This is a genomic window from Amycolatopsis sp. w19 (assembly GCF_051373225.1).
GTDB classification, from domain to species: domain Bacteria; phylum Actinomycetota; class Actinomycetes; order Mycobacteriales; family Pseudonocardiaceae; genus Amycolatopsis; species Amycolatopsis japonica.
On sequence record NZ_JBPQFM010000023.1, the window covers coordinates 84,445 to 109,868 of the forward strand.

Sequence of the window (25,424 nt, forward strand, 5' to 3'; positions counted from 1 at the left end):
CCGCCGCAGGGTATTCGCCCCGGGTGAGACAGGGCGGACCGGTATCAGGGCGGGATGGTTCATGGTCGACGTGAAGATGACGGTAGACACTTCTCCCGAGCGCGTGTTCGAGGTGCTCGCCGACGGGTGGACCTACGCGGCCTGGGTGGTGGGCGCCTCCCATATCCGAGACGTGGACAAGGGCTGGCCCGCGCGGGGAACGAGGATCCATCACTGCGTCGGGTCCTGGCCCGTCCTGCTTGACGACGTCACCAAGGTGCACGTCGCCGATCCGCCTCGGTTGCTCGAACTCGAGGCGCGGGCCTGGCCGTTCGGTACCGCCCGGATTCGATTGGAACTCCGGGAAATCGAGCCGGGGACCACGGAGATCCTGATGTCCGAGCAGGCGACCCGCGGGCCGGGCCGGGTGTTGCCGGAGGCGGCGCAGGCGCTCTTCCTGGTGCCGCGGAACCGGGAATCCTTACGGCGTCTCGCGGATCTCGTGAAGGGACGCGCCGCGGTCTGAGATCGTGTCGCGAAAGCCACTTTCGGGACGTCAGACGTCGCGAAAGTGGCTTTCGCGACGTGTGCCCAGGCTATGCGCCCATCAGGGCCCGTTGCGAAAGCCACTTTCGCAACGTTGAACGTTGGGAAAGTGGCTTTCGCAACACCCCACCGCTACTTCACTAGCCGGCGGACTGGTCCTGATGGCTCGGCCGCCCGAGCCGGATCCGGTCCCGCGGCGGGTCGAGGGGGCGGCTGTCGCCGCGGCGCCCGGCGCGGATGGCGGCGAGGAGATCGGTGATCGTCACCGCCGGGTCGTGCCGCGGCCGCCAGCCGAGTCCCTCCCGCGCGCGTCGAGTGTCCACAAGGGACGCTCGATCGGCCAGGCGCAACCAGGACGGGTGCAGGGGTTGCAGACCCAGCCGCCAGCTCGGCCAGGCCAGCGCGGTCAGCAGCTTCAGCGGTACCGGAATCCGGACCCCGCCTGCCAGCTTGGCGAGGTCGCGGCTTCTCAGCACCGGCTCACCGGCGAGGTTGAACGCCCCGGTGGCGCGGCGGTCGAGGATCGCCCGGATCGCTTGCGCCACATCGTCGGAGTGCACCACCTGCATCCGCAGTCCCGGCCACAAGGGCACCGGGAGCCAGTCGCCGCCGAGCGGCAATGGCGGCGCCAGCGGGCTGAGGAGCCATGCGGAGAACTCGGCCGCCGCGTCCGGCTGCACGATGCCGCACGGGCGGATCCGTGCCACTCCGATGTCCGGGTAATGACGGCAGAACTCGTCCAGCTGCGTCTCGAAAGCCGCTTTTCCTGCGCTGTAAGCACTTTCGGCGAGCCCGCCGCAGGGCCAGTCCTCGTCGACCTCGCGCCAGCGGGCGGCCGGGATGTAGGCGGCGACCGAGGACGCGCACACGATGTGCTCCACGCCGGCGTCGGCGGCCGCGCGCAGGACGTTCGCGCTGCCCGCGACGTTGGTGCGGCGCATCGCCGGATCGTCCGCGCGCGGGTGGATCGCCCAGGCGAGGTGCACGACAGCATCCGCGCCGTCGAAGACCTCGGTCAGTGTCTCCCCAGCGTCGTTCGCGCCGACGTCCTGCTGGACCCAGCGGGCCGACGAATAGGGCGCGGCGGTCGTATCGGGCCGGTGGCGTGCCACCCCGATCACGTCGTGGCCTTTCAGCGCCCGGAGCAAGGCGGTCCCGATGTTCCCGCTCGCGCCGGTGACGACGATCTTCATCCGCGGCGTCCTCATCGGTAGACGGCGCGGTGCGCGGCACGCACCGTCGCCCGGTAGACGGAACCGGCCCAGCCATCCCTGGCGAGGGCGGCCCTGGCGGCGTTCGACCCGGGCGCGCCGTGCACCGCCCCGCCGGGATGCGCCGACGCGGACGCCAGGAAGAGCCGGTCGATCGGGGTGTCTGCCCGGCCGAGACCGGGAACGGGCCGGAAGAAGAGCTGTTGCTGGATCGCCGCGGTCCCGGCGTTGATCGAACCTTCCACCAGGCTGTGGTTTCCTTTCTGCAGCTGGGCGGGCCCGGCGATCGCGCGGCCGGCGATCAGGTCGCGGAAGCCGGGCGCATGCCTCTCGATGACCTCTTCCATCCGGTCGGCATGGCGCCGCAACCGGGAATCCGGCCAGGATTCGCCCCTCGGCACATGGGTGTAGGCCCAGGCCGATTCGGTTCCGGCGGGGGAGCGGGTCGGGTCGGCGGTGGTCATCTGCCCGAGCAGCAGGAAGGGGTCGCGGGGCACCCGCCCGCAGGCGAGATCGTTGGCGATGCCGGCGAGCCCGTCGAGATCCGCTCCGATGTGGACGGTCCCCGCCTGCCCGACTTCGGCTGCGCTCCAAGGGATGGGTGAGGACAACGCCCAGTCCACCTTGATCGTGGCGTCGTCCCAGACGAACCGGTCCAGATCGGACACCAGCCGCGCGGGCAGATGCCAGGCACCGACGAGGTCCCGGTACAGCACCGGAGCGGGGACGTCGGCGAGCACGGCCCGGCGGGCACGAACCGTCCGCCCGGCCGCGTCACGGACACCCACCGCCCGGCCGCCCGAGAGCATCACTTCGGTGACCGGAGTGCCGCAGACGATCTCGCCGCCCTTGGCGGTCAGGCGGTTCACCAGCGCGTCGGTCAGCCGTCCGGCCCCGCCCTCCGGGACCGGGAACCCGACGTCCTGGCCGAGCATGGTCAGCAGCCAGCCGAAGACACCGCTCCCGGCCTGGTCCGGGCCGAGATCGGTGTGCATCGCGTTGCCCGCGAGCAGCAGCCGGGCGCCCGCACCGTCGAATTTCTCCTTGCCGAGCCCGCGAGCGGTCAGTGTCAGCATCCTCGCCAGCCGGAGCGACTCCGCGGTGCCGAGCGTCTTGAACAGCCGCGCTCCCGACCGCACCGGCGGAAAGGGCCGCACGATCGCGTCCAGCAGTGGCTCGCGCAGACGCCGCCAGCTCGCGTGTTCGGCCCGCAGGTTGTCCGCGTCCCGTTCGTCGAACTCCGCGACGGAACGCGCGGTGCGTTCGAGGTCGCGGGACTGCAGGACGTACCGGTCGTCGGGCAGCACATGCGCCAGCACCGCCGGGGCGTGCCGCCAGCGCAGGCCGTGCTCCTCGAGGCCCAGCCCGGCGAGCACCGGTGAGGTCGCTCCGAGCGGGTAGAAGGCGCTGTAGACGTCGTTCCGGAAACCCGGCGCGGTGAGTTCTTCGGTCCGCACCGCGCCGCCGGGCTTCGGCGTCGCCTCGATGACCAGCGTCTCCCAGCCCGCGTCGGCCAGCAGGTTGGCCGCGACCAGGCCGTTCGGCCCCGACCCGACCACGACGGCGTCGACTTCCATGATCAGGGCATACCCCGGACGCGCGGGTTCAATCCCTGAAGGGCCATCACGAACGGAACCAGGCGATCCCGCGATAGGTGGAGCTGTCCGCGGCGAAGCCGTAGCCGATGATGACGGTCCCGCTCGCGTTGATGTGCTGGGCCACGATCGCCGTGAGCCCGGCAGGCGACGGAAGCGGGAGCGGTGTCGCGCCCGCGTCCCACCGGACCGGCCGCACCGTGCCCCGGCCGGCGGATTCGCCGACGACCGTCCCGGCGTCGTCGATGTCGAAACACGTGGTGGCGTCATCCGACGGCAAGGGCCGGAGCACGGTGGGGCGTCCGTCGGGATCCCAGCGCGCGCAGGTGCCGCGCCGGTCCGGGGTCACGCCCCAGCCGATCGCGACACCGCGCCCGGTGATCCGGACGAGCTGCCCCGCGGAGAACTCCGGGTCACCGGTCAGGAGGACGGTGCCGCCGTCGCGGTTCCACACGACCCCGTCGCCGAGGATGGCGCCGGAGTCCGTGATCCCGCATGCCGTCGCGCGGCGTGGCGGAGGCAGTTTGCTGATCTTTCCCTCGGACGTCCAGCGCACCGCGGTCCGGGTGCCCGTGCCGTTCTTGGCCGAGCCGACGACCTCGTCCAGTCCGTTCAGGTCGTGGCCTTGTGTCTCGCCGTCGCCGGGAAGGGCGGCGAGTTCGACGGCCTCACCGCCGGGTCCCCAGCGCAGCGCCCGCCAGCGGTAGCCCGGCCACATCACGTTGCCCAGCACCGATCCGCGTGCGTTCACCCGGCACGCCGTACCGGAGACCGCGCCGTCGGGGAGTTCGAGCGCGCGCACCCGGCCGTCGGGCCGCCAGCACACCGGCCGGAGGTGCTCGCCGACGTAGAGCGAGCCCACCACGAGTCCCGCGGCGTTGACGCTGATCGCGCGGCCACCGGAACAGCCGTCGAGGATCGGGAAAGGGGTGGGGGCACCGTCTCCGTCCCACCGCACCGGCCACGAACCCGACTCGCCCACGATCATCCCCGCGTCGTTCACGCAGTACGCGCCGGTGCCCTCGCCATCGGAGAGCGGCCGCAGATCGACCGCCGTGAAGCCGGGTCCCTCGGGCATCGGATCGGGCACGAGTGGGCAGCCTAGTGCGAGAGCGCACGCCATGGGGAAACTTGCACTGACCGGGTGACAAGGGCGCTCCACAATGGACCTGTCTACGGAGTCAGCACGATCCTGCCGAACACCTCGCCGTCGTCCATCTTCCGGTGCGCCAGAACGGCTTTCTCCAGTGGCAGCAGCTCGTGCACCACGGAACGCAGTTCACCGCGCGCCGCCGCGGCGAACTGGTCCGCGCTCGCCGCGCGCCGATCCGGCTCGGGGATCGAGTCCGCACTGAAGGCGGCGAACGACAAGGACTTCCGGAACGACGCCATCAGTTTCGCGCCGAAGTCCGACGGCGGCATTCCCGCGACCACGCCGACGGCGACCAGGCGGCCGTTCGGATTCAGCCTGTCGAAGAAGGACGGCATGTCCACACCGGACACGATGTCGATGATCACGTCGTAACCCGCCGGGCCGTCGCCCGCGCCGGAGCGGTCGAGGACGTGGGTCGCGCCGAGCTCGCGCAGGCGGTCGCCGCGTTCGGACGAGGACGTCGTCACCGCCACGGCGCTCGCGCCACCGCTCGCGGCGAGCTGCACGGCCATGATCCCGATGCTGCCTGCCGCCCCGCGCACCAGCACCGATTCGCCCGCCGCGAAATGGGCGTGGGCGAGCGCGAACCGGGCCACCATGCCGGAGGTGCCGAGCGCCACCGCGTCGGCGGCGGGCAGGTTGTCGGGCAGGGGCACGACCTTCTCGGCCGGGATGGAGACCTGTTCGACGTAGCCACCGCTTTCGCCGGTGAACGCCCAGACGCGCCGCCCGGCCCAGGCCGGATCGACGCCGTCACCGACCGCGGTCACGGTGCCCGCGACCTCGTTGCCGGGGATGTGCCCTTCCCGGAAACCGAAACCGGCGAGGGCGCCGCTCCGGATCACGGTGTCGACGCCGCCGACGCCGATCGCTTCCACGCCGATCAGCACTTCCCCCTCGGCGGGGACGGGGGAGGGGAGGTCGATCACGGCGAGGCCCTCGGGGGCGCCGAACGTCCGGATCTCGACTGCGCGCATTTTTCGTCTCCTGGTCGTCGATCACTGCCGCGGCGGACGTTAACGGACGCCCCCGTCCGTTTTGGCTAAAGTGAGAGTGGTGACCGATCGTTTGCCTCGGATCCCTCGCTCCGACGCCCTGGACAACCGCGAACGCATTCTCGAAGCGGCTCGCGCGCTGTTCGCCACCGAAGGCCTGAACGTGCCGCTGAGGGAGGTCGCGCGCCGCGCCGAAGTCGGCCCCGCCACGCTGTACCGCCATTTCCCGACCAAGGAGATCCTGGCGGCGGAGGCCTTCGCCGACCAGATGCGCGCCTGTCAGGTCGTCGTGGACGACGGGCTCGCCGACCCGGATCCGTGGCGTGGCTTCTGTTTCGTGATCGAGAAGATCTGCGAGTTGCACTCGCGCGACCGGGGTTTCACGGCCGCCTTCGTCTCGGCCTTCCCCAAGGCGGTGGATTTCACCGCGGACCGCGACCACGCGCTCAAGGCGATCGCCGAGCTGGCAGGCCGGGCCAAGGACGCCGGAAGACTGCGGCCCGACTTCGTCCTCGACGACCTGATCCTCATGCTCATGGCCAACAACGGGATCCAGGCCGCTTCGGCGGCCGCGCAGGTCGCGGCGTCCCGGCGGTTCGCCGCGCTCGTGATCCAGGCCTTCCGGGCCGTGCCGGAGCCGTCGCCGCTGCCGCCGGTGGCGCGGCTCGTCCTGGTGTTGCCGGGCTTGACGCGCTGAGTCATTTCCGGCGGGCTTCGAGACCTTCCAGGATGAGGTCGAGCCCGTAGTCGAATTCGCTCGTGTGGTCGTAGCCCGGACGCTGGGCGTGGCCGGTGATCACCTCGGCCAGATAAGGGAATTCGCCCGGTGGCAGATGTTCCAGGATGTCGTCCGCGACTTCCGCGACCTCCCCGCTCGCCGGGAGATTCGCCTCCTGCAGGACGAAACCGCCGATGTAGCTGTCGATGAGCGAGACCGCGTGCACCGCCATGGGAAGCGTGAATCCCGCCCGCCGAAGCACGCCCAAGACGGCGTCGTGGTGGCGCAGGGTCGCCGGCCCCGGATTCCGGCGGGAGTCCACGAGGCCGAGTGCCCAGCTGTGCCGCGACAGCACCGCGCGTGCGGACGAAGCGCGTACGCGGATCGCCTCCCGCCAATCGGCGGTTTCGGCGCCGGGCAGTTCGATCGCGGCGAACACGGCGTCGACGACGCCGTCGAGGATCGCGTCCTTGTTCGGCACGTGGTGGTACAGCGACATGGCCTCGACGCCGAGATGCCGCGCGACGCGACGCATCGTCATCGCCTCCACGCCGCCGCGGTCGGCGACTTCGATCGCGGCTTCCAGTACGCGTTCCCTGGTCAGTGATCGGCGAGGCGGCACGTTGACAACCTTACAGGCGTAAGCCAGCCTTACGGGTGTAAGGTCATCGAGAGGAGAGCACGATGCCGATGCCGAGATGGTGGGGACACGTCAACAAACGGGTCTTCAACCCCCGCGCGATCGCCGGCGGGAAGTACCCGGTGCTGATCCACGTCGGCCGCACGTCGGGAAAGACCCACCACACGCCGCTCGACGCGCATCCCGTCGACGGCGGCTATCTGTTCGTCCCGGTGTACGGCCCGGACGCGGACTGGGTGCGCAACATCTTGGCGGCACGGGAGGCGCGGCTTCGGATCGATGGACGGGAAGTGGCCCTCACCAGACCCCGGCTCGTCGGACCGGACGAGTTCCCCGACGGCGTGACGCGTCCGCCGAAACTCCTCCGCGTCACCACGTTCCTCCGGATGGACCTGAAACCCTGAGGAGATCCCTGTGCTCCATTAGTACCAGGGAGGGAGGCGACATCGTCCTCCAAGCCGATGCCCGGTATGCCCGCGGCTTCGTAGTTTTGCCGGTATGAAACGCACTTCAGTGGTCATCGCCGTACTCTGCGCGGCAACGCTCGTTTCCCCGGCCGTCGCGTCCGCGGCGCCACCCCTGCACCGGACACTGCAGCGCGACGCCGACACGCTCGTGGCGAACGGCTCGCCCGGCGTGCTCATGGAGGTGAGCACGGACAGGGGAAGCTTCAAGGTGCGCAGCGGCCACGGCGATCTGCGGACCAGGACCCCGATGCCGTGGAACGGCCACTTCCGGATCGCCAGTTTCAGCAAGACCTTCCTGTCCGCGACGATGCTCCAGCTCGTCGGTGAGGGACGGCTTTCCCTTGAGGACACCGTGGACCGGTGGCTGCCGGGGGTGGTGAGCGGGAACGGCAACGACGGCAAGGCCATCACCATCCGGCAGTTGCTGCAGCACACCAGCGGCCTGCACGACTACATGGCGGAACTCGACCTCTTCACCGAGAAGGGCTTCCTGCGTCACCGGTTCGACGAGCTCAGCGCGACGGAGGCGGTGAAACTGGCGGTCGGCAAGCCGCCGGAGTTCGCGCCGGGGACGAGCTGGGGTTACTCCAACACCAACTACGTGCTCGCCGGGCTGGTGACCGAGAAGGTGACCGGCCAGGACTGGCGGCGGGCGATCATCGACCGGATCGTCCGCCCGCTGGACCTGCGCGAGACCACCCTGCCCCATACGTCGCCGTTCATCCCCGCGCCGCACGCGCGCGGCTACGACCGGTTCGTCGTCGAGGGTTCGAACCCGCCGCTGCTCGGACGGCGGGTGGACGTGACGCTGATGAACCCGTCGATGGGCGGGGGAGCGGACGGTTCGATCAACAGCACCACCGAGGACGGCAACAAGTTCCTGCGGGCGCTGCTGGGCGGCAAGGTGCTCAAACCCGCGCTGCTGGCCGAAATGAAGAAGACCGTGCCCGCGCCGGGGCTCGGCGAGTACGGTCTCGGCCTCCAGAAGACGACCAGCTCCTGCGGCGCCTACTGGGGCCACGGCGGCGCGCTGCCCGGCTATCTGACGGGGAACGGCGTGACCGAGGACGGCAAGCGCAGCGTGATGGTCTCGCTGAACACCCTCACGCCGTATATCCCCGGCGCCCCGTTGCCGGAGGTGCATCCGGTCGAGCCGGTGATCGACCACGCCCTCTGCGGCCGCGCCTGATCCGCCTCGTGAGTGGCGTGGTCGGCGCGGGTGAGTGACCGGGGTGAAGGCTCCCTTCGCCGCATTAGACGCGGCGAAGGGAACCTTCACCCCACCATGGCCCGCCCGTGACCATGCCACCTTTGACTTACCCCTCGATAACCAAGGGTGTCTTGGTCCGTGAAGGTTCTGGTGGTGTGTCGCGAAAGCCACTTTCGGGACATCAGACGTCGCGAAAGTGGCTTTCGCTACATGATCGCCAGTGCGGTACCGGACCCGGCCACGGCCGACGTTGCGAAAGCCACTTTCGCAACCCCTGTCAGGCCACTCACGAGCCCCAAGATCTCGCGGCCTCCACCAGCGCCTCGACGCATTCCGCGACGGCGGGCCGCGTTTCCCCTTGCGGCTGCACGGCGTACAGCTGCCGGTGCAGGGCCGGTTCGAGCGGGGCGCACACCACGGTCGGCGGCGCGATCGTGGTGGCCATACTCGGCACCAGCGTGACCGCGCCCAGGCCGGCGACGACGGCGAACTGCGTGCCGAATCCGCTGACCGTATGCCGCACGATCGGCTCGATCCCGCGTTCGCGCAGGGTCTGGCGGATCCAGGCGTTCGCCAGGGTCGGTCGCGCCCACGCGACCCAGATCTCCTCCGCGAGTTCGTCGGCGCGCACCGAATCCGCCTCGGCCAGCGGATGCCCGCCCGGGAGCACGATCATCGCCGAGTCGTCGCGCAGTTCGGTCCAGCGGGTGGCGGGCGGCCGGGTGAGCGGCAGGTTCTCCCAGCTTTCGACGACCACGACGTCGAAGACGCCGTCGGCCAGCGCGGGTAGGGCCACCTCGGGTTCGACCTCGTGCAGCCGCGCCTCGATGCCGGGGTGGCGGACGGCGAGCCCGGTGAGCGCGGGCGTGATGAACGTGTGCACGCCCGAGGGAATCGCGCCGATCTCGACGACGCCGGTCGTCTCGCCGGTCAGGGAGTCCAGATCGGCGCGGGCGGCGCGGAGTTCGGCGAGCACCCGGTCCGAGCGCTGCGCCAGCAGCAGCCCCGCCGGGGTGAGCCGCACGCCGCGCCCGTGCCGCACGAGCAGCCCGGTGCCAGCCTCCCGTTCCAGTTTGGTCAGCTGCTGGGAGATCGCCGACGGCGTCACGTGCAGCAGCTCGGCCGCCGCGGCGAGCGATCCCCGCCGCCACACCGCGTGCAGCATCCGCAGCCGTTCCACATTGGACAGATCGCCACTCATTAGCCGAGCTTAACCCTCGGGGTAAGAGGATCTCGCTGGTCCTCTCGGTCGTCGTGCGATCGAATCGAAGACATGCGGCACAACCGATTCCTCATCGATCCGCGGGTACAAGGAGTGCTCGGAGCCCTCGCGATCGCCCTGTCCGCCCCGCTCGTCGCGCTGTCCGGCGTCAGCTCGACGACGGCGACGTTCTTCCGCTGCCTGTTCGCGTTGCCGATCCTGGTGATCCTGGCGCGCTCCCGTGAGCGAGGACGGCGTCCGTCCCCGGTCGCGCGACGCCGGCATGTGCTGGCCGGTGTCCTGCTCGGGATCGACATGGTGCTCTGGAGCGAGGCCATCCTCTCCGTCGGAGCCGGCGTCGCCACGGCGCTGGTCAACGTCCAGGTGGTCCTCGTCCCGCTGGCCGGGTTGCTGTGGTTCGGCGAACGACCGCCGCGGGCGTTCTGGCTGTCCATCCCGGTGATGCTGGCCGGGACGGCGCTGGCCGGGGGACTGGCGGACGGCGGCACCGCGGGCAGCGATCCCTGGTACGGCACCGTCATGGCGGTGCTGGCGGGCGTGGCCTACGCCGGGTACCTGATCCTGTTGCGCCGCGCCGGAACCGACGGCGGCGGCCGCACGACCATGCTCGCCACCGCGACCGCGGCTTCGGCGAGTGTGGGCGGCCTCTCGGGCCTGCTCGCCGGGAACCTCGACGTCACCCCGCCCGTTTCGGCCTTGCTGTGGCTGTTCGTGCTGGCCGTGACCGGGCAGGTGCTCGGCTGGCTCCTGATCGGGCGCGCGCTGTCCGCCCTGCCCGCGAGCGGCGGGTCCGCCGTGCTGATGCTGCAGCCCGCCGCCGCGATCCTGTTCGGGGCCGCGCTGCTCGGCCAGTGGCCGACACCGCTGCAGCTGGCGGGTTGCGCGCTCGTCGTCGCCGCGGTGGGGGCCGTGTCGTTCCTCGGCGGCCGGTCGTCAGGGAACGACCAGCACCGGCCAGTGCCCGGTCCGGATGAGCTTGGTCGCGACCGACCCCGCGAACCGGTGTCCGGCCTGCTGTGAGGCGCCGACCACGACGGTGTCGACCAGGCTGCGGTCGGCGGTGTCGCGCAGCGCGGTGTACGGATCCCCGAAGGTCCTCAGGAAGCTGACCGGCACTTCCAGCTCTTCGGCCGCCGTGCGGATCTGCTCGCGGATCTCTTCGTAGAGCCGCGTCGCCGTGTCGAGTTCCACCGTCGCCGCGACCGCGGGGCCGAGTGTCGGACGGCAGACGAAGGCGACGATCAGCCTGCCGCCCTCGCGCCGGGCCATGCCGAAGGCGAAGGCGGCCGCCCGCATCGCCGTGTCGGAGCCGTCCACCCCGGCCAGGATGGCCCGCCCCGTGTGGTGCCGGGGCGGGCCGAAACGCTCCACAGTGGACTCGAAGGCCCCGTTCATCGCGCGACCGGGACTTCCGGCTCCGTCTCCACGTCGAGCGTGGTGCGCAGGGTGAGCGGCTTGAGCAGCAGAGCCGCGATCACGCCCACGACGCCCACCGCCGCGGAGATCAGGAAGATGTGCGCGGTCGCGTCGCCGTACACGGTGTGCACGATCGTCTGGACCTCCGGCGGCAGCGCCTTGAGGTTCAGCGCGCTGACGCTGCCCGTCGACGCACTCCCCGCCGGCACGTGCAGCGCGGTGGACAGGTCGGCGGTGACCCGGTTCGCGAGTACCGCGCCCAGCACCGAGACGCCGATGGTGCCGCCGAGCGACCGGAAGAACGTGACCGACGCGCTGGCCGCGCCCAGATCCCGCAGCGGCACGGTGTTCTGCACGGCGAGGACGAGGTTCTGCATCGTCATGCCGACCCCGATGCCGACCACCGCCATCGCGATGCCCACCAGCCACAGCGGCGAGGCGTGGTCGACGGTGCCCAGCCCGAGGAAACCGATCACCAGGGTGATCGTGCCCGCCACGATGTACGGCTTCATCCGTCCGGTGCGGCTGATCAGGCGACCGGACACGGTCGAGGCGACGAGCACGCCGCCCATCAGCGGGATGGTCAGCAAACCGGCTTCGGTGGGGGAGTAGCCGCGGCCGATCTGGAAGTACTGGCCGAGGAACACCGCACCGCCGAACATCGCCATCCCGACCGCGAGGCTCGCGACGATCGCCAGGGCAGGGGTGCGCTGAGTGATGATGTGCAGCGGGACGACGGGTTCGCGGACCTTCCGTTCCACCAGCACGGCGAGGACGAGGAGCACGACGCCGCCCGCCACCATGAGGGCCGTCTGCCAGGACAGCCAGTCGAAGCCGTTGCCCACGAACGAGACCCAGATCAGCAGCACACTCACGCCCGCGGCGATGAGCCCGGCGCCGAGGTAGTCGACCTGGACGTTCTCCCGGCGCACGGTCTCCAGTTTCAGGGTCCGCTGCAGCACGATGAACGCCGCCACCGCGATCGGCACGCCGACGAAGAAGCACCAGCGCCAGCCGAGCCACGGCACGTCCACGATCAGACCACCGAGCAGCGGCCCGCCTACCGTGGCGACCGCCATGACCGCGCCGAGGTAGCCGTTGTAGCGGCCGCGTTCCCGCGGCGGGATGATCGCCGCGATCACGACCTGGACCAACGCCTGCAGGCCGCCGACGCCGATGCCCTGGAACGCGCGGGCGGCGATCAGCTGCCCGGTGTTCTGGCTGAATCCGCTGATCGTCGAGCCGATCACGAAGATCACGATCGCGATCTGCACCAGCGTCTTCTTGTTGAACAGGTCGGCGAGTTTGCCCCAGATGGGTGTGGTGGCCGTCGCCGCCAGCAGAGTGGCCGTGACCACCCACGTGTACTGCGTCTGCGTGCCGTTCAGCGAGCCGATGATCAGCGGCAGGGCGGTCGACACGACCGTCGAGCTGATCATCGCCACGAGCAGCGCGAGCAGCAGGCCGGACAGCGATTCGAGCACCTGCCGGTGTCCCATCGCCCCTGACGGTGCCTCGGTCTTCATGGCGTCCTTTCGAGCGGCGGTTGTTGCTCATTGTGCAAACTTGCACAGTGGGAACTTTATTCCCGTCGCTACGCTGTCCTGGTGGACACCCTCGACACGCTCCGCACCCGCAAGAAGGCGGCGACGCGGCAATCACTGCACGAGGCCGCGCTCCGGCTGGCGATGGAGCACGGTCTCGACGGCGTGACCGTCGAGGACATCGCCGACACGGTGGGCGTGTCCCGGCGGACCTTCTCGAACTACTTCGCGAACAAAGAGGACGCGATCCTGCACGCCGACCGCGAGCGCACCGGGCTGCTGGTGTCGCTGGTCGAAGGCAGGCCGTCCGGCGAAAAGCCCTGGCAGGCGCTGCGTGCGGCCTGCCGGGAGCTGTACCGCGCGCATCCCGTCCCCGACCGCGAGTGGGTGGCGCAGCTACGGCTGCTGCGGCGGCATCCGTCACTGCTCGCGCGGCAGGCGGGCGATCAGTTCGCCCTCGAACGCGACCTGATCGCGGTATTGCTGGCCAGGGGCCACGGCCTCGACCAGGAGCTGGCCAGGCTCACCGCGGCGACCTTCCTCGCCACGCTGCGGACGGGGAACGTGCTGTGGCTGGAAGGCCCCGAGGAACAGCCGCTCCCCGAGGTCGTCGACCGGTTGCTGGGCCGCGTTCAGCTGCGCTGACCGAGGGCGTACGCGGTCGTCACCACCGTGGTGGCCGCGCGGACGAAGGCGGCGACGGCCGGTGAACGGGAGTCCTGGGGCCACATCACGGCGAGTGTCGTGGGCTCCAGATCGTCGACGGGCAGGTACGTGATGCCCGCCCGCCGGTAGCGATCCGCCACCGAGACCGGCAGGAAGCAGACGATGGCGCCGAGTTCGACCAGTTTGAAGATCTGCGTGAGATCCGAGACGGGACCGTGGGGTGCCGCGGTGGTGGGTGGCTCGGCTGAGGGACCCTGGCCGGCCGGTGCGCCGTCGGGGAGAAGGCGGCCTTCGAGATCCGCCAGGGTCAGCCGAGACCGTGCCGCCAGCGGATCGTTCGCCGCCAGCGCCACGAGCCGGGGTTCGGTCAGCAGCGGCTCGAAGTCCAGGCGGCGCGCGTCGAACGGGGACGGTACGAGCGCTACATCCGCCCGACCGTCACGCAGTTGCGACGGTTGTTCGCCCCGGCCGCCGAGGACCAGTTCGATCGGCAGAGCGCCTTCTTCGGCTTCGTAAGCCTCGATGATCTTCGGCAGCAAGCCGGCGTCGTGGTCGGCCTTCAACGCCAGGCGCAGCCGGGGATCGGGGCGGCCCGCCTGCCGTGCCCGCCGTTCCGCCGCGGCGACCGCTTCGAGCGCGGTCCTCGCGTCCCGCAGGAAGACCTCGCCCGCGCTCGTCAGCGTGACCTGACGGGTGGTGCGTTCGAGCAGCCGGACGTCCAGCCGTCGTTCGAGGTCCCGGATCGCCCTGGACAGCGGCGGTTGCGCCATCGAAAGCCGCTCGGCCGCCCGGCCGAAATGCAGCTCCTCCGCGACCGCGACGAAGTACTTGAGCTGCCGCGTCTCCAGGTCACTCATATCCCCAGGGTATCAATGGCGACCGAGGCGGTCCTTCAGCTCGACGGCCGTCGTGGTTTGACTGGGTGACGTCGAAAATCCCCTATCACCTCGGAGTTTTCATGATCGTCGTCACCGCGCCGACCGGACAGATCGGCAGCCGGGTGCTCGCCACCCTTCTCGAAAGTGGCGAACCGATCCGCGTGATCGCCCGCGATCCCGCCCGTCTGCCCGACCACGTCCGCGAGCGCGTCGAGGTCGTCAAGGGCTCGCACGGCGACGCCACTGTCGTCGACGAAGCCTTCGCCGGCGCAGACACCGTTTTCTGGCTGGTCGCCGCGGATCGCCGTGCCGAAAGCCTCGAAGCCGCCTATCTGGATTTCACCCGGCCGGCTTGCGCGGCCATCGAGAAGCACGGCGTCTCACGGGTGGTCGGCATCTCGGCGCTCGGCCGCGGCTTCGCGGAGAACACCGGATACCTGTCGGCCTCGCACGCCATGGACGACCTGATCGCGGGCACGGGCGTGGCCTACCGCGCCCTGACGATGCCCACGTTCATGGACAACATCCTGTGGCAGGCCGGATCGATCGGCGAGGACGGTGTCTTCTTCGGCCCGCTTTCGGGCGATCTGAAGGCGCCGGCCTGCGCCACCCGCGACATCGCCGCCGTGGCGGCCGAGTGGCTGCTCGACCGGTCGTGGCAGGGCGTCGCGGATGTTCCGGTCCTGGGTCCGGAAGACCTGTCCCAGAACGATCTCGCGGAGATCATGGCGGACGTTCTCGGGCGGCCGGTCCGCTATCAGCGGGTGCCCATGGACGCCTTCCGCGCGACGCAGCTCGAACACGGCTGGTCCGAGGCGATGGCGCAGGGGATGGTCGACATGATGGCCGCGAAGGAGGCGGGTATCGACAACGCCGAACCGCGAACCCCGGCGGCCACCACGCCGACCACCTTCCGTCAGTGGTGCGAGGAGGCACTCAAAGCCTCGTGCTAAACGGTCGCCAGGGCGGTACCGGGCCCCGGCCACGGCCGATGTTGCGAAAGCCACTTTCGCAACCTTCAACGTTGTGAAAGTGGCTTTCGCAACCCCGGGTCAAGGCACGAGCAGTTTCGCGGCCACCGCCGCCCCGTCGGTCCGGATCGTGCCCGCCACGGCCTTCGCCCGCGCGCCGGTTCCGGGGGTGAGGGCCGTGGTGAGCGCGGCGGTCAGGGATTCGACGGTCGGCAGCGGATCCTGGTGTGCCACACCGATTCCCAGCTCCGCCACCCGACCGGCCCAGAACGGCTGGTCCGCGATCCGGGGGACGACCACCTGGGGCGCGCCCGCCCGGGAGGCCGTCGTCGTGGTACCCGCGCCGCCGTGGTGCACGACGGCGGCCACCCGGCGGAACAGCGCCTGCTGATTGACCTCGCCGACGACGAAACAGTCGTCGGCGTCGTCGATCGAAGCCAGACCCGCCCAGCCACGGGCGAGCAGGATCCGACGTCCCAGTCCGCGGGCGGACTCGATGGCCACCCGGGCGATGTCCTTCGGCGCGTACGCGGCCATGCTGCCGAAGCCCACGTACACCGGCGGCTCACCGGCCTCGAGGAATTCCTCCAGATCGGCCGGGAGCGGGCGATCGTCCGGCCGGATCCACGCTCCCGTCGGGACGAGGTCGAGATCTGTCATCCCCTCCGACGGGCACAGAACCGGATCCGCCGCCAGCCACGGCGAGCCGGTGAAGACGTGATCGCGGACGTTGTCCACCGGAGGCAGCCCGATCGCCGCCCGATGGCTGTTGAGCGCTCCGCCGTACAGGGCGTCGACGCGTTCGGCGTCCTGCCGCCACAACACCCGGTTGTCGGTCTCGCTCTCCGGCGACGGCGTGCCCGGCCGCATCCCCGGGGCGAAATGCCGCGACGGCAGCCCGAAGGTGTGGAAACACGCGTACACGTAAGGAATCCCGAGTTTCTCGGCGACGTCCCGCGCGCCGGCGGGCAGCAGGCCGGTCGCGAGGATCGCGTCGCACCCTTCTTCCGCCGCGGTGGAAAGCGTTTCGAATCGAGCGGCCACCAGCGCCGGGGCGAGCTTCAACGCGTCTTCCCCCGTCGGCGGTTTCGGTCCGGCGACCACCGAATGCACCGTCGGGCCGAGCGGCACCATGGGAACATCGACCTGCTCCAGCAATTTCACGAATTCCTCGTCCGGTGGCGCGCACACCACCGCTTCCGCACCGAGTTTCCGCACTTCGATCGCGAGCGCCACCAAAGGTTCGACATCCCCGCGTGACCCCCACGACGTCAGCAAAACACGCACTATGCGACTCCCGTTTCCGCAGTTTCCGGCTTCGGCGGGCAATTCTGGGGGATGACCGGGGCCTTGCCGCAAGCCCCCATGTCCGCTATAAGTTGAAGGGGGCGGGGAAATGTTCGCCTTGTTCGTCCACTCTGGACGGCTTCTTCAGATCGAGCCCGTGCGCAGCGCGAAGGCGACGGCGTGCGTGCGGTTGTGCAGGCCGTATCGCGACATCACGCGGTGGAGGACGTTCTTCACCGTGCTCTCCGAATAGGCGAGTTTGGCCGCGATCTCTTCCGTGCCATGGCCGTCGGCGAGCAGGCGGAGCACCTCACGTTCCCGGTCCGACAGCCCGGACAACGCGAGCCCGTTGGGGACCAGCAGGTCCTCCTGAATCCGTTCGAGCTGGGAGAGCAGGCTGCCCTGCAGCCGCGGCGGCAGCGCGCCCGCGCCCTGGCTGACCGCGAGGATCGTCCGCACGAGGTGCTCGCCGTCGAGGTCGCGTCGCGGCAGCAGCGCGGCCATGCCGCATTCGATGGCCGTCATCAGCACCTGGACCGGGAAATGGTCGGTGACGATCACGCATCTCGGTGGTGCCGGAAGCGACGACGCCGCGCGAACCTGGCGCAGGAAGGCGAAAACCCCGTCGCCGATCGAGTCGCCGACGGTCACGACGACTTCGGCGGACCCGAGGTCGGCGTCGGACAGCACGTCCAGCCGCTCGTCGGCGCCGAGGATGCTCGTCGTGCCCAGCCCGGCCAGCAGATCCGGGGCGTGCACGGCGACTCTGACGCGGTCGGTCCTCCTGCTGATCTTCTCCCCGTGAATCATGATCGAAGTCCCCCCGAAGCGCCCGGATAACGATGCTAGTAGCTCTTGCGGTACTTAGAAGCTATAACGTTACAACGTTGCATGTCAACCGCGGCAACGTCACAGGGCAAGACGCTCGAGAGGCGGGAAGGGTTCAGTGCGACGGCGATCGGCCGGTCAGCGGGTCGTGAGGTCGTCCAGCTCGTCCGAGATCAACAGATCGGGGTCGAATTTCATTCCGGTGAAATGGCCGGCGAGTTCGAGCGAGAGTACGCCGTGCAGGCGGGTCCAGAAGGCGAGCGCGCGGTGGAGGGTCGCGGACGGGGCCGGATCGTCGCCCGCCCAGTCGCGGTGACCGTCCAGGTGCTTGTCGAACGGGGTTTCCGGGCCGTCCACGGGGATCGCGCGGCACGCTTCGAGCAGCACGGCCATGACCTCGCTCGAAATGGCGGTGGTGTCTTCGGGCGCGTGGTAGCCGGGGACGGGTGTGCCGTAGATGAGGAAATAGCGCTGCGGGTCGCTCCGGGCCCAGTCCCGGATGGTGACGGCGAGCCCGGCCAGGTCGGCACCGCCGTCGAACGCCGCCCGGACGGTGTCGGCGAGGCTCCGGTACGCGTCGCGGATGAGCGCGGTGATCAGGTCGTCGCGGCTGGCGAAGTACCGGTACAGGGCGGGACCGCTCATGCCCACCTGTTTGGCGATCGCGTTGAGCGACAGCGCGGGCACCCCGGCGGTGGCGATCTGCTCCCACGCGTGCTGTTTGATCTCCGCGCGCACCTGGTCGCGATAGCGCTCCCGCGGGCTCTGCCCGTCCGCGTTGGTCATCGGCCCTCCCGCTCCGTCGGCCCGAAGGGTAGCAGCGCCAATTCGGCCAAGGCCTGTTCCCGCCACGCGCCGAACGACGGCCCGGGGGAGAGTTCCACGGCCAGGGTCAGGCATTCCCTGGCCTCGTCGAAGGCGCCGGTCTCTCGCCAAGCCCGCCCCTCGCGGATCGCGCTGATCACTTCCAACCCGCCGAAACCGCCTTCCCAGGCGAGCCACCGGCTGGTGCGGTACTGGCCGGCCGCTTCCCGCCATTCGGCGCCATCGGCGAGCACGTCGCCGATGGCGCGCAGGGTCAGGGTCTTCAGCAGCCGATGGAAATCGGGATACGTGTCGCCCGCCAGCCGTTCGGCGTCGGAGAGCACGGCCCGGTGCACGGCGAGCGCCTCGGTGTGCCGCCCGGCGTTGAGCAACGCGCGCCCGTACATGTTCCGCGCCGTGGTCTGGCCGTCCCAGAACGGCAGTTCGTGCGCCAGTTCGTACCCGCGCTTCGCGAACTCGAACGCTTCCTCGCCCTGCCCGGTCAACCGCAGCACCTGGCCGAGGTAGATGCACGCCCACGTCTGCTCGACCTGGTCGCCGATCCGGACGGCGATGTCCAGCGCGCGGCGATGCTCCGCCACGGCACCCTTCTCGTCACCGAGACAAACGCTGGCGGCCCAGCCGACGAAGTTGAGCAGCTTCGCTTCGGCCCCGGCGTCGTCGAGCGCGCTCGACGCGGCGGCACCGAGCGAGAAGATCTCCCACCACGGCTGCTGGGCACTCCGTCCGTCGGAGTACCAGTGCAAGGCGATGGCGAGGTCGCGGACCTCCCGATGCCGCCCCTTCCGCGCTCCCAGCCGATGCGCGGCGACCCAGTTCTCGCCTTCGACGTCCAGCCAGCGGGCGGCCTCGTCCCGTGAGCCGAACCGGCCGGTGTCGGATGCCTTGGGATAGAACAACCTGGCCGCTTCGGCCGCCTTGTCGAGCAGGTGGGCGAGCACGATGTCACGCGCGGCGGGCTCCTCCTCCGCCTCGAACCGTTCTTCCGCGAACAGACGGATCAGGTCGTGGAACTGGTGCCGTTCGGGTTCCGCCGTGGTCTGCAGGAGGCTGGCGTCGACGAGTTCGTCGAGATGATCGCGGACGTCGGCGGAGGCCGCGCCGGAAACGACGATCGCGAGCTCCAGGCCGAAATCCGCGCCGGGCACGGTCGCCAGCCGCCGGAACAGCCGTCGTGCTTCGGCCGAGACCGCGCGATACGACAGGTCGAAGGCCGAGCGCAGTTGCAGATCGCCCGCCGCGAGCGCGCGCAGCCGGGTGCTTTCGTCGCGCAGCCGGTCGGCGAGCTGGGCAAGGGACCACCGCGGCCGGGTGGCGAGCCGGTTGCCCGCGATCCGGACCGCGAGCGGCAGGAATCCGCACAGTTCGACGAGTTCGCGGGCCGCGGCGGGCTCCGCGCGGATCCGGTCGGCGCCGACGATCTTGGCGAGCAGCCCGGTCGCGCCGTCGTCCGACAACGGTTCGAGCCCCAGCCAACGGGCGCCTTCGAGGCCGGCGAGCGTGCGACGGCAGGTGATCAGGGTGAGGGAGCCGGGTCCGGCGACCAGCAGCGGACGGATCTGTGCCTCGTCGGCGGCATTGTCGAGCAGGAGCAGGACCTTCCGTCCTTCGAGCAGCATCCGCAGCAACGCCGACCGTTCGGCTTCGGAGGCGGGCACCTGTCCCGGGGCGACGTCCAGCGCGCGCAGAAGCCGGTCGAGCGCGGTCCGGGCGCTCAACGGTTCCTCGTCCATCCCGCGCAGGTCCACCGCGTAGCCCCCGTCCGGGAATTCCGCGCGCCACAGATCCGCCGCGGTCACCGCGAGCGCGGTCTTCCCGACCCCGGCCTGCCCGACGATCGCGACCACTCCACCGCCCTCGGCGACTTTCGCGGAAAGCTGGGCCAGCTCGTACTCGCGGCCGGACAGATCCGCGGTGGGCGCGGGCAGCGCGCAGGTCGCCGCGACCTGGGCGGCCAGCGCCGGATTCCGGCGCCGCCCCTGCTTGGCGACGGTCAGGAAGAACTCGCGGTCACGGCCGGTCAGGCCGAGCGCGTCGGCCAGCACCTCGGCGGAGCGTTGCTGGGCGGCCCGCGCGCGGCCGCGTTCCAGCTCGCGCAGGGCGCGGACACTGATACCGGAGGCCTCGGCCAGCCGCCCCTGCGTCCATCCCGCGGCCCGCCGGTGCTCGAGCAGGAGCTTGCCGAACACCGACCGCGTCTCGTTCGCCTCCACCGCGGTCCATTCAACCGGCAGGCTTGCGATGACGGAAAGCTGCCCCCTGCTTCCGCTTGTCCCGCCTTCTCCGCGGCCGGTTACCTGGAAGGCATGTCGACGATCATGACGACGCCCGTCCGCCCGGTCGTCCGGACCGGGGATCGGCGGGAGATCCGGGTCGCCGTGCACGCCGGTGATCCGCTCGTCCTGGCGGGACTGCGCAGCGCGCTCGGCGGCGGTCCCGGCATCACCTTGCGCGACGACCCGGCGAAGGCCGACGTCCTCGTCGCGGTCGCCGGCGACGACCCGCGGCACATCCCGGCCGGATCCGCCCGGCTGGTGCTGGTGGCCGACCATCCCAACCAGGCCGAGCTGTGGGCCGCGGTGGAGCGCGGGCTGGCCGTCGTCGTCGCGCGTTCCGAGGCGACGCCGGCGCGGTTGCTGCGCGCGGTCGCCGACGCCCATGCCGGCCGGGGCGATCTGCCCGCCGATCAGCTCGGCAGTCTGCTGCGCGGGATTTCGCGGCTGCACAAGGAAGTTCTCCAGCCGCGCGAGCTCACGCTCAGTGGCTTGTCGCCCCGCGAGACGGAAGTGCTCCGGTTGCTCGCGGAGGGATTCGACACCGGCGAGATCGCCCGGCGGGTGGCCTACTCCGACCGGACCGTGAAGAACATCCTGCACGGCCTGCTCAGCCGGTTCAATCTGCGCAACCGCACCCACGTCGTGGCGTACGCGCTCCGCGAAGGTCTCATCTGAGCGCCTTCAGATGACCCCTTCCCGGATCGCGTAGGCCACCGCGTGCGACCGGTTCCGCAGCCTCAGCCGGTCGGTGACCGCGTAGATGACGTTCTTCACCGTCCGTTCCGAATAGGCGAGTTCGGTCGCGATCTCCTGGGTGTCGAACCCGTCGGCCATCAGGCGGAGGACGTCGATCTCCCGCGAGGAGAGCGCGGCGCCCGCCGGTCCGTCCGGCGCGAGCAACTCCCGGTGGAGCCGATCGGCCTGGTCGGCCAGCCTGCCGAGGAGATCGCGCGGCGGGGCCACGGCGCGCGACGCGGCGGCACGGACGCTGTCGGCCACGCGGGAGTCGGTCATCGCCGACCTCGGCAGGATGGAGACCACCTTGCACACCACCGCCGCCGTGAGGCCGCCCTCCTCGATCCGGTCGGTCACCAGCACGATCGGCTTGCCGAGTTCGGCGGCGACCGCGCGCAACGCGGCGACCGCGTCGGCCGAAAGCCGGTCGAAAGCGGCGACGACGACATCGGTTTCGGCCCGTGCCCGGCCTTCGGTCACCACCACGGACGCGCGTGTCTCGAGAAGGTCGACCATGCCGGCCTTCGTGATGGGGTCCAGGGCGCAGACGCTCACCCGAACTGTTCGCATGTGCCCGTCTTCCGTCCACTGTGGATCTTCGATTTGTCAAGGGCCGCAAGGACAAAAAGCGTTGCCCGCATACGCGAGCGGACCTCTTGTACGGTGGAAGCGGGTAGCGGCCCGCCTCGGGTGACCCCCACACCCGGCGGCGGGTCGCTTCCTTTTCGCGCGGCTCGTGGCGATTCTCGCCCGCCGTGAACGACACCGGCAACGCGTTCGGCCGGGTCCTGCTTCCCCCGCCAGCCGAGACTGGCCGAAGGGGCAAAAGTGACCCTGACCTGCGAAGACGCCACTTTGGCATCATGTGGCGCCAACTTGTACTTGCGGTGGCGCCATCATGGTGCCATGATGGCATCATGGATTTGACGCCCTTTGTGGACACCGTTCGCCGGGAACTCGCCGTCGCCGCCGAGGCGGGGGGAGCCGAGGCGAGCGCGCTCGCCGAACGCCTGACCGCGCCGCTCGCGTCGGCCATTCGTCTCGCGCTGCTGGACGCGTTGTCCGCCGCGTCGGACGAGATCACCCGTGACCTCGCGCCGGGTTCGGTCGAGGTCCGGCTGCGTGCCGGGGAAGCCAGCTTCGCCGTCACGCTTCCCGCGGTCGAACAGGCCGCACCTGTCGCGGCCGCCGCACCTGTCGCGCCGGAGCCGCCGCTGCCGGACGAAGAAGGGGCCACGGCCCGGATCAACTTCCGGCTCCCGGAAAACCTCAAGGCACGCGTCGAGGAAGCGGCGGCCGCGCAAGGCCGTTCGGTCAACGCGTGGCTCGTGCGAGCCGCTTCCGCGGCCTTGCAGCCGTCGGAGCGGGCCACGCCGCCCGCCTCGGTGAGCGGCGGCCATCGCGGCGTTCAGCGTTACACCGGCTGGGTCAGCTAGACCTCCCGGACCAGCACAAACACCGATCACACCACCTCTGAGGGGACAACCATGCCTTCTTTCGCCACCCCGGAACCCATTCTCGCGGACCTCGAACCGGTCGTCGGCAACGTCCGGATCGTCGCCGGAGACCGCACCGACACGGTCGTCGAAGTCGCCCCGCTCGACGAGAACAACGAATCCGACGTCGACGCCGCGAAGCGCACCGTCGTCGAATTCTCCGGCGGCACCTTGACCGTCCGCGCGCCGAAGATGCGCCTGCTCGACTTCTCCAGGCGGACGAGGTCGATCGACGTGACCATCGAACTGCCCGCCGGCTCCCGGGTGCAGGGGAGCACCGGTCTCGGCGACCTGACCGTGACCGGGCGGATCGGTGCCTGCCGCTACAAATCCGGCACCGGGCACATCCGGCTGGACCGTACCGGTGAGCTGAAACTGCACACCGCGTCCGGGAACATCGTCGTCGAGCACGCCGACGGCAACGCCGACATCAGCACGAGTTCCGGCCGCGTGCAGGTCGGCGCGATCGACGGCACCGCGGTGGTCAAGAACTCCAACGGGCCCACCACCGTCGGGACCGTCGCCGACTCGATCCGCCTCCGCTCGGCCAACGGCGACATCACCGTCGACAAGGCCGAAAGCGGTGTCGAAGCCAAGACCGCCAACGGATCCGTCCGTGTCCTCGACGCGGCCAGGGGCACGCTCACCCTCGAAACGTCGCTGGGGGACGTCGAAATCGGCATCCGCGAGGGCAGCGCGGCCTGGCTCGACGTGAACACCGGCTTCGGCCGCGTCCTCAACGACATGACCGCCTCCACCGCGCCCGGCGACGCGACCGACAAGGTCGAAATCCACGCCGGTACCGCCGTCGGCGACATCATCGTCCACCGTTCCTGAAGGGAATCCCGATGCGAAACCCGGCCATTTCCGCGACCGGACTGCGCAAGTCCTACGGCGACAAGGTCGTCCTGGACGGTATCGACCTGCATGTCCCGTCCGGCACCGTCTTCTCCTTGCTCGGCCCCAACGGCGCGGGCAAGACCACCACGGTCAACATCCTGTCCACTTTGGTCACTCCGGACGCCGGTGGCGCGACCATCGCCGGAGCCGACCTGGCCACCGACCCCGACGGTGTCCGTGCCGCGATCGGCCTCACCGGCCAGTTCTCCGCGGTGGACAATCTGCTCACCGGCGAGGAAAACCTGTTCCTGATGGCGGATCTGCACCATCTGCCGCGCCGCGAGGGCCGCAAGCGTGCCTCGGAACTCCTGGAACGCTTCGAGCTGACCGACGCCGCGAAGAAGACGCCGTCGACGTTTTCGGGTGGCATGCGCCGCAAACTCGATCTGGCGATGACGCTGATCGGCGATCCCAAGGTCATCTTCCTCGACGAACCGACCACCGGTCTCGACCCTCGCAGCCGCCGCACGATGTGGCAGATCATCCGCGACCTCGTCGACGGCGGGGTGACGATCTTCCTCACGACGCAGTACCTGGAGGAAGCGGATCAGCTCGCCGACCGGGTCGCCGTACTCGACGGCGGCCGGATCGTCGCGCTCGGTACGCCCGACGAACTGAAGCGACGCGTGCCCGGCGGGCACATGCAACTGAAGTTCCCCGACGCGGTCTCGTTGCGTGACGCGACCCGCGTGCTTCGAGTGTCCACTTCGGACGACGAAGCCCTGGCGCTCCGCGTGCCGACCGACGGCACCGTCGCCGCCCTGCGCGCCGTCCTGGACCGGCTCGACGACGAAGCCGTCGCCGTCGACAGCCTCACCGTGCACACGCCGGACCTCGACGACGTGTTCCTCAGCCTCACCGGTCACCGGACCGAAGCGACCAAGGAGATGGCCGGATGAGCACCCTCGCCCTTTCGGTGCGCGACTCGACGACCATGCTGCGCCGCAACATCCGGCATATGCAACGGTATCCGTCGCTCACCATCATGCTGATCGGCCAGCCGATCGTGTTCCTGCTCCTGTTCGTCTACGTTTTCGGCGGCACACTCGGAAACGGCCTCGGCGGCGGAGGCGGCCGGGCCGAGTACGTCGGCTATGTCACGCCCGCCATCCTGCTCGTCACCGTGTGCAGCGCCGCTCTCGGCACCGCGATCTCGGTGGCGACGGACATGACCGAGGGCATCATCGCGCGGTTCCGCACGATGGCGATCAGCAAGGCCTCGGTCCTGACCGGGCACGTCGTCGGTGCGTTCATCCAGACGGCGTTCGCGCTCGCCGTGGTCTTCGGGGTCACGCTGCTCATCGGCTTCTCCCCGACGGCGGGTGTCGGCGAATGGTTCGCCGTCGTCGGTGTGCTGTTGTTGCTGACCATCGCGCTCACGTGGCTTTCGGTGGCGCTGGGGCTGGCGGCCAAGAGCGTGGAAACGGCCAGTAATACACCCATGATCTTCATGCTGCTGCCGTTCCTCGGCAGCGGGTTCGTGCCCACCGATTCCATGCCGGCCTGGCTGCGCTGGTTCGCCGACTACCAGCCGTTCACGCCCGTCATCGAGACCATTCGCGGCCTGTTGCTCGGGACTCCGATCGGCAGCAGCGGCTGGCTCGCGATCGGCTGGTGCGTCCTGCTCTCGGTCGTCGGGTATGTGTGGTCGAAGTCCTTGTTCGCCAAGGAACGCGACCGCTGATCTCGGGGTTGCTGCTGGGGGTCGCCCCGGGCCGGGTTTCTTCCGGTCCGGGGCGCTTGGTTTCCGCATTTAGGGGTCCTAACAGAATGATCTCGAGTGTGGTTTGATGTGGTGTCTCGTTGATCTTCTGGGAGGGGTGTGCTGGTGGGGCAGCGGCGTCCGTGGGAGGTCGATGACGGTTT

General features: G+C 70.1%; 26 protein-coding genes. 12 read left to right on the plus strand and 14 right to left on the minus strand.

The genetic code is table 11. The features are described from left to right. Positions 1–61: 61 nt before the first annotated feature. The gene (locus ACSMFO_RS33510) at positions 62–505 is read left to right on the plus strand and encodes an SRPBCC family protein (RefSeq protein WP_436461776.1); all 444 of its coding nucleotides are present in this window, start codon (positions 62–64) and stop codon (positions 503–505) included. A gap of 160 nt (positions 506–665) precedes the next feature. Here ACSMFO_RS33510 and ACSMFO_RS33515 read toward each other — a convergent pair whose 3' ends face one another. From ACSMFO_RS33515 to ACSMFO_RS33530, 4 genes are all read right to left on the minus strand, one after another. Continuing rightward, positions 666–1,718: an NAD-dependent epimerase/dehydratase family protein gene (locus ACSMFO_RS33515; protein WP_436461777.1), complete on the minus strand. Its 1,053-nt coding sequence runs from the start codon at positions 1,716–1,718 to the stop codon at positions 666–668. An 11-nt stretch (positions 1,719–1,729) separates the two neighbouring features. Continuing rightward, positions 1,730–3,313, minus strand: a complete 1,584-nt coding sequence (locus ACSMFO_RS33520; protein ID WP_436461778.1) for a phytoene desaturase family protein — start codon at positions 3,311–3,313, stop codon at positions 1,730–1,732. Positions 3,314–3,359: 46 nt separating this feature from the next. Continuing rightward, a complete protein-coding gene (locus ACSMFO_RS33525) occupies positions 3,360–4,421 on the minus strand; it encodes a hypothetical protein (protein WP_436461779.1) in 1,062 nt (353 codons plus the stop codon). Positions 4,422–4,504: 83 nt separating this feature from the next. After that, the gene (locus ACSMFO_RS33530; protein ID WP_436461780.1) at positions 4,505–5,461 is read right to left on the minus strand and encodes a zinc-binding dehydrogenase; all 957 of its coding nucleotides are present in this window, start codon (positions 5,459–5,461) and stop codon (positions 4,505–4,507) included. A 79-nt stretch (positions 5,462–5,540) separates the two neighbouring features. Between ACSMFO_RS33530 and ACSMFO_RS33535 the strand changes: the two genes are divergently transcribed. Further along, positions 5,541–6,176, plus strand: coding sequence for a TetR/AcrR family transcriptional regulator (locus tag ACSMFO_RS33535; RefSeq protein ID WP_436461781.1), 636 nt, complete (start codon positions 5,541–5,543; stop codon positions 6,174–6,176). A gap of 1 nt (position 6,177) precedes the next feature. Here the strand turns inward: ACSMFO_RS33535 and ACSMFO_RS33540 are convergent, their stop codons facing one another. Beyond that, the gene (locus ACSMFO_RS33540; RefSeq protein WP_436461782.1) at positions 6,178–6,819 is read right to left on the minus strand and encodes a TetR/AcrR family transcriptional regulator; all 642 of its coding nucleotides are present in this window, start codon (positions 6,817–6,819) and stop codon (positions 6,178–6,180) included. Positions 6,820–6,881: 62 nt separating this feature from the next. On the opposite strand from ACSMFO_RS33540, the gene ACSMFO_RS33545 reads away from it, so the two are divergent. Then, positions 6,882–7,241 carry a nitroreductase/quinone reductase family protein gene (locus ACSMFO_RS33545; RefSeq protein WP_038510988.1) on the plus strand — a complete coding sequence of 120 codons (360 nt, stop codon included), beginning with the start codon at positions 6,882–6,884 and terminating at the stop codon, positions 7,239–7,241. Between the two features lie 94 nt (positions 7,242–7,335). After that, complete coding sequence (locus ACSMFO_RS33550; RefSeq protein WP_436461783.1) at positions 7,336–8,493, plus strand: serine hydrolase domain-containing protein; 1,158 nt, start codon at positions 7,336–7,338, stop codon at positions 8,491–8,493. A gap of 307 nt (positions 8,494–8,800) precedes the next feature. On the opposite strand, the gene ACSMFO_RS33555 is transcribed toward ACSMFO_RS33550, so the two are convergent. Beyond that, positions 8,801–9,715 (minus strand): LysR family transcriptional regulator, encoded by a 915-nt coding sequence (locus ACSMFO_RS33555; protein WP_436461784.1) that lies wholly within the window; start codon positions 9,713–9,715, stop codon positions 8,801–8,803. A 72-nt stretch (positions 9,716–9,787) separates the two neighbouring features. Between ACSMFO_RS33555 and ACSMFO_RS33560 the strand changes: the two genes are divergently transcribed. Further along, entirely contained in the window at positions 9,788–10,756 is a 969-nt protein-coding gene (locus ACSMFO_RS33560; RefSeq protein ID WP_436461785.1) for a DMT family transporter, read from the plus strand. Here the strand turns inward: ACSMFO_RS33560 and ACSMFO_RS33565 are convergent. After that, positions 10,670–11,131 (minus strand): universal stress protein, encoded by a 462-nt coding sequence (locus ACSMFO_RS33565; protein WP_360130109.1) that lies wholly within the window; start codon positions 11,129–11,131, stop codon positions 10,670–10,672. The two genes, ACSMFO_RS33560 and ACSMFO_RS33565, sit on opposite strands and share 87 nt — an antisense overlap. Then, on the minus strand, positions 11,128–12,678 hold the full coding sequence (locus ACSMFO_RS33570) for an MDR family MFS transporter (protein ID WP_436461786.1): 1,551 nt from the start codon (positions 12,676–12,678) through the stop codon (positions 11,128–11,130). Before ACSMFO_RS33570 ends, ACSMFO_RS33565 begins: the two co-directional genes overlap by 4 nt. 81 nt (positions 12,679–12,759) lie before the next feature. Here ACSMFO_RS33570 and ACSMFO_RS33575 point away from each other — a divergent pair, with 81 nt between their 5' ends. Next, a complete protein-coding gene (locus tag ACSMFO_RS33575; protein WP_436461787.1) occupies positions 12,760–13,341 on the plus strand; it encodes a TetR/AcrR family transcriptional regulator in 582 nt (193 codons plus the stop codon). On the opposite strand, the gene ACSMFO_RS33580 is transcribed toward ACSMFO_RS33575, so the two are convergent. After that, complete coding sequence (locus ACSMFO_RS33580; protein ID WP_436461788.1) at positions 13,329–14,219, minus strand: LysR family transcriptional regulator; 891 nt, start codon at positions 14,217–14,219, stop codon at positions 13,329–13,331. The two genes, ACSMFO_RS33575 and ACSMFO_RS33580, sit on opposite strands and share 13 nt — an antisense overlap. 101 nt (positions 14,220–14,320) lie before the next feature. Between ACSMFO_RS33580 and ACSMFO_RS33585 the strand changes: the two genes are divergently transcribed. Then, on the plus strand, positions 14,321–15,193 hold the full coding sequence (locus ACSMFO_RS33585; RefSeq protein WP_436461789.1) for an NAD(P)H-binding protein: 873 nt from the start codon (positions 14,321–14,323) through the stop codon (positions 15,191–15,193). A 99-nt stretch (positions 15,194–15,292) separates the two neighbouring features. Here ACSMFO_RS33585 and ACSMFO_RS33590 read toward each other — a convergent pair whose 3' ends face one another. The 4 genes from ACSMFO_RS33590 to ACSMFO_RS33605 all read right to left on the minus strand — a co-directional run bounded on the left by ACSMFO_RS33590 (position 15,293) and on the right by ACSMFO_RS33605 (position 20,364). Next, positions 15,293–16,498, minus strand: coding sequence for a glycosyltransferase (locus ACSMFO_RS33590; protein WP_436461790.1), 1,206 nt, complete (start codon positions 16,496–16,498; stop codon positions 15,293–15,295). 144 nt (positions 16,499–16,642) lie between these two features. Beyond that, positions 16,643–17,308: a helix-turn-helix transcriptional regulator gene (locus ACSMFO_RS33595; RefSeq protein WP_037345255.1), complete on the minus strand. Its 666-nt coding sequence runs from the start codon at positions 17,306–17,308 to the stop codon at positions 16,643–16,645. Between the two features lie 156 nt (positions 17,309–17,464). Further along, positions 17,465–18,112, minus strand: coding sequence for a TetR/AcrR family transcriptional regulator (locus ACSMFO_RS33600; protein WP_038511008.1), 648 nt, complete (start codon positions 18,110–18,112; stop codon positions 17,465–17,467). Next, the gene (locus tag ACSMFO_RS33605) at positions 18,109–20,364 is read right to left on the minus strand and encodes an ATP-binding protein (protein ID WP_436461791.1); all 2,256 of its coding nucleotides are present in this window, start codon (positions 20,362–20,364) and stop codon (positions 18,109–18,111) included. The genes ACSMFO_RS33600 and ACSMFO_RS33605 overlap by 4 nt, the downstream gene beginning before the upstream one ends. Positions 20,365–20,457: 93 nt before the next feature. On the opposite strand from ACSMFO_RS33605, the gene ACSMFO_RS33610 reads away from it, so the two are divergent. Then, positions 20,458–21,102, plus strand: coding sequence for a LuxR C-terminal-related transcriptional regulator (locus ACSMFO_RS33610; protein WP_436461792.1), 645 nt, complete (start codon positions 20,458–20,460; stop codon positions 21,100–21,102). Positions 21,103–21,108: 6 nt separating this feature from the next. On the opposite strand, the gene ACSMFO_RS33615 is transcribed toward ACSMFO_RS33610, so the two are convergent. Continuing rightward, a complete protein-coding gene (locus ACSMFO_RS33615; protein ID WP_436461793.1) occupies positions 21,109–21,678 on the minus strand; it encodes a response regulator transcription factor in 570 nt (189 codons plus the stop codon). A 401-nt stretch (positions 21,679–22,079) separates the two neighbouring features. On the opposite strand from ACSMFO_RS33615, the gene ACSMFO_RS33620 reads away from it, so the two are divergent. The 4 genes from ACSMFO_RS33620 to ACSMFO_RS33635 are packed head-to-tail and all read left to right on the plus strand — an operon-like array spanning position 22,080 to position 25,242. Next, positions 22,080–22,598 carry a toxin-antitoxin system HicB family antitoxin gene (locus ACSMFO_RS33620; protein ID WP_436461794.1) on the plus strand — a complete coding sequence of 173 codons (519 nt, stop codon included), beginning with the start codon at positions 22,080–22,082 and terminating at the stop codon, positions 22,596–22,598. Between the two features lie 51 nt (positions 22,599–22,649). Then, positions 22,650–23,495: a DUF4097 family beta strand repeat-containing protein gene (locus ACSMFO_RS33625; protein ID WP_436461795.1), complete on the plus strand. Its 846-nt coding sequence runs from the start codon at positions 22,650–22,652 to the stop codon at positions 23,493–23,495. Positions 23,496–23,506: 11 nt separating this feature from the next. Next, positions 23,507–24,457, plus strand: a complete 951-nt coding sequence (locus ACSMFO_RS33630; protein ID WP_436461796.1) for an ATP-binding cassette domain-containing protein — start codon at positions 23,507–23,509, stop codon at positions 24,455–24,457. Next, positions 24,454–25,242, plus strand: coding sequence for an ABC transporter permease (locus tag ACSMFO_RS33635; RefSeq protein ID WP_436461797.1), 789 nt, complete (start codon positions 24,454–24,456; stop codon positions 25,240–25,242). Before ACSMFO_RS33630 ends, ACSMFO_RS33635 begins: the two co-directional genes overlap by 4 nt. The last annotated feature ends 182 nt before the right edge of the window (positions 25,243–25,424 follow it).

Bases quoted from the DNA above. Each gene is read 5' to 3' on its own strand.
- ACSMFO_RS33510 (WP_436461776.1), top strand. From the start codon at position 62: ATGGTCGACGTGAAGATGACGGTAGACACTTCTCCCGAGCGCGTGTTC.
- ACSMFO_RS33515 (WP_436461777.1), bottom strand. From the start codon at position 1,718: ATGAAGATCGTCGTCACCGGCGCGAGCGGGAACATCGGGACCGCCTTG.
- ACSMFO_RS33520 (WP_436461778.1), bottom strand. From the start codon at position 3,313: ATGGAAGTCGACGCCGTCGTGGTCGGGTCGGGGCCGAACGGCCTGGTC.
- ACSMFO_RS33530 (WP_436461780.1), bottom strand. From the start codon at position 5,461: ATGCGCGCAGTCGAGATCCGGACGTTCGGCGCCCCCGAGGGCCTCGCC.
- ACSMFO_RS33545 (WP_038510988.1), top strand. From the start codon at position 6,882: ATGCCGATGCCGAGATGGTGGGGACACGTCAACAAACGGGTCTTCAAC.
- ACSMFO_RS33550 (WP_436461783.1), top strand. From the start codon at position 7,336: ATGAAACGCACTTCAGTGGTCATCGCCGTACTCTGCGCGGCAACGCTC.
- ACSMFO_RS33555 (WP_436461784.1), bottom strand. From the start codon at position 9,715: ATGAGTGGCGATCTGTCCAATGTGGAACGGCTGCGGATGCTGCACGCG.
- ACSMFO_RS33560 (WP_436461785.1), top strand. From the start codon at position 9,788: ATGCGGCACAACCGATTCCTCATCGATCCGCGGGTACAAGGAGTGCTC.
- ACSMFO_RS33565 (WP_360130109.1), bottom strand. From the start codon at position 11,131: ATGAACGGGGCCTTCGAGTCCACTGTGGAGCGTTTCGGCCCGCCCCGG.
- ACSMFO_RS33570 (WP_436461786.1), bottom strand. From the start codon at position 12,678: ATGAAGACCGAGGCACCGTCAGGGGCGATGGGACACCGGCAGGTGCTC.
- ACSMFO_RS33580 (WP_436461788.1), bottom strand. From the start codon at position 14,219: ATGAGTGACCTGGAGACGCGGCAGCTCAAGTACTTCGTCGCGGTCGCG.
- ACSMFO_RS33585 (WP_436461789.1), top strand. From the start codon at position 14,321: ATGATCGTCGTCACCGCGCCGACCGGACAGATCGGCAGCCGGGTGCTC.
- ACSMFO_RS33595 (WP_037345255.1), bottom strand. From the start codon at position 17,308: ATGATTCACGGGGAGAAGATCAGCAGGAGGACCGACCGCGTCAGAGTC.
- ACSMFO_RS33600 (WP_038511008.1), bottom strand. From the start codon at position 18,112: ATGACCAACGCGGACGGGCAGAGCCCGCGGGAGCGCTATCGCGACCAG.
- ACSMFO_RS33610 (WP_436461792.1), top strand. From the start codon at position 20,458: ATGTCGACGATCATGACGACGCCCGTCCGCCCGGTCGTCCGGACCGGG.
- ACSMFO_RS33615 (WP_436461793.1), bottom strand. From the start codon at position 21,678: ATGGTCGACCTTCTCGAGACACGCGCGTCCGTGGTGGTGACCGAAGGC.
- ACSMFO_RS33620 (WP_436461794.1), top strand. From the start codon at position 22,080: ATGGATTTGACGCCCTTTGTGGACACCGTTCGCCGGGAACTCGCCGTC.
- ACSMFO_RS33625 (WP_436461795.1), top strand. From the start codon at position 22,650: ATGCCTTCTTTCGCCACCCCGGAACCCATTCTCGCGGACCTCGAACCG.
- ACSMFO_RS33630 (WP_436461796.1), top strand. From the start codon at position 23,507: ATGCGAAACCCGGCCATTTCCGCGACCGGACTGCGCAAGTCCTACGGC.
- ACSMFO_RS33635 (WP_436461797.1), top strand. From the start codon at position 24,454: ATGAGCACCCTCGCCCTTTCGGTGCGCGACTCGACGACCATGCTGCGC.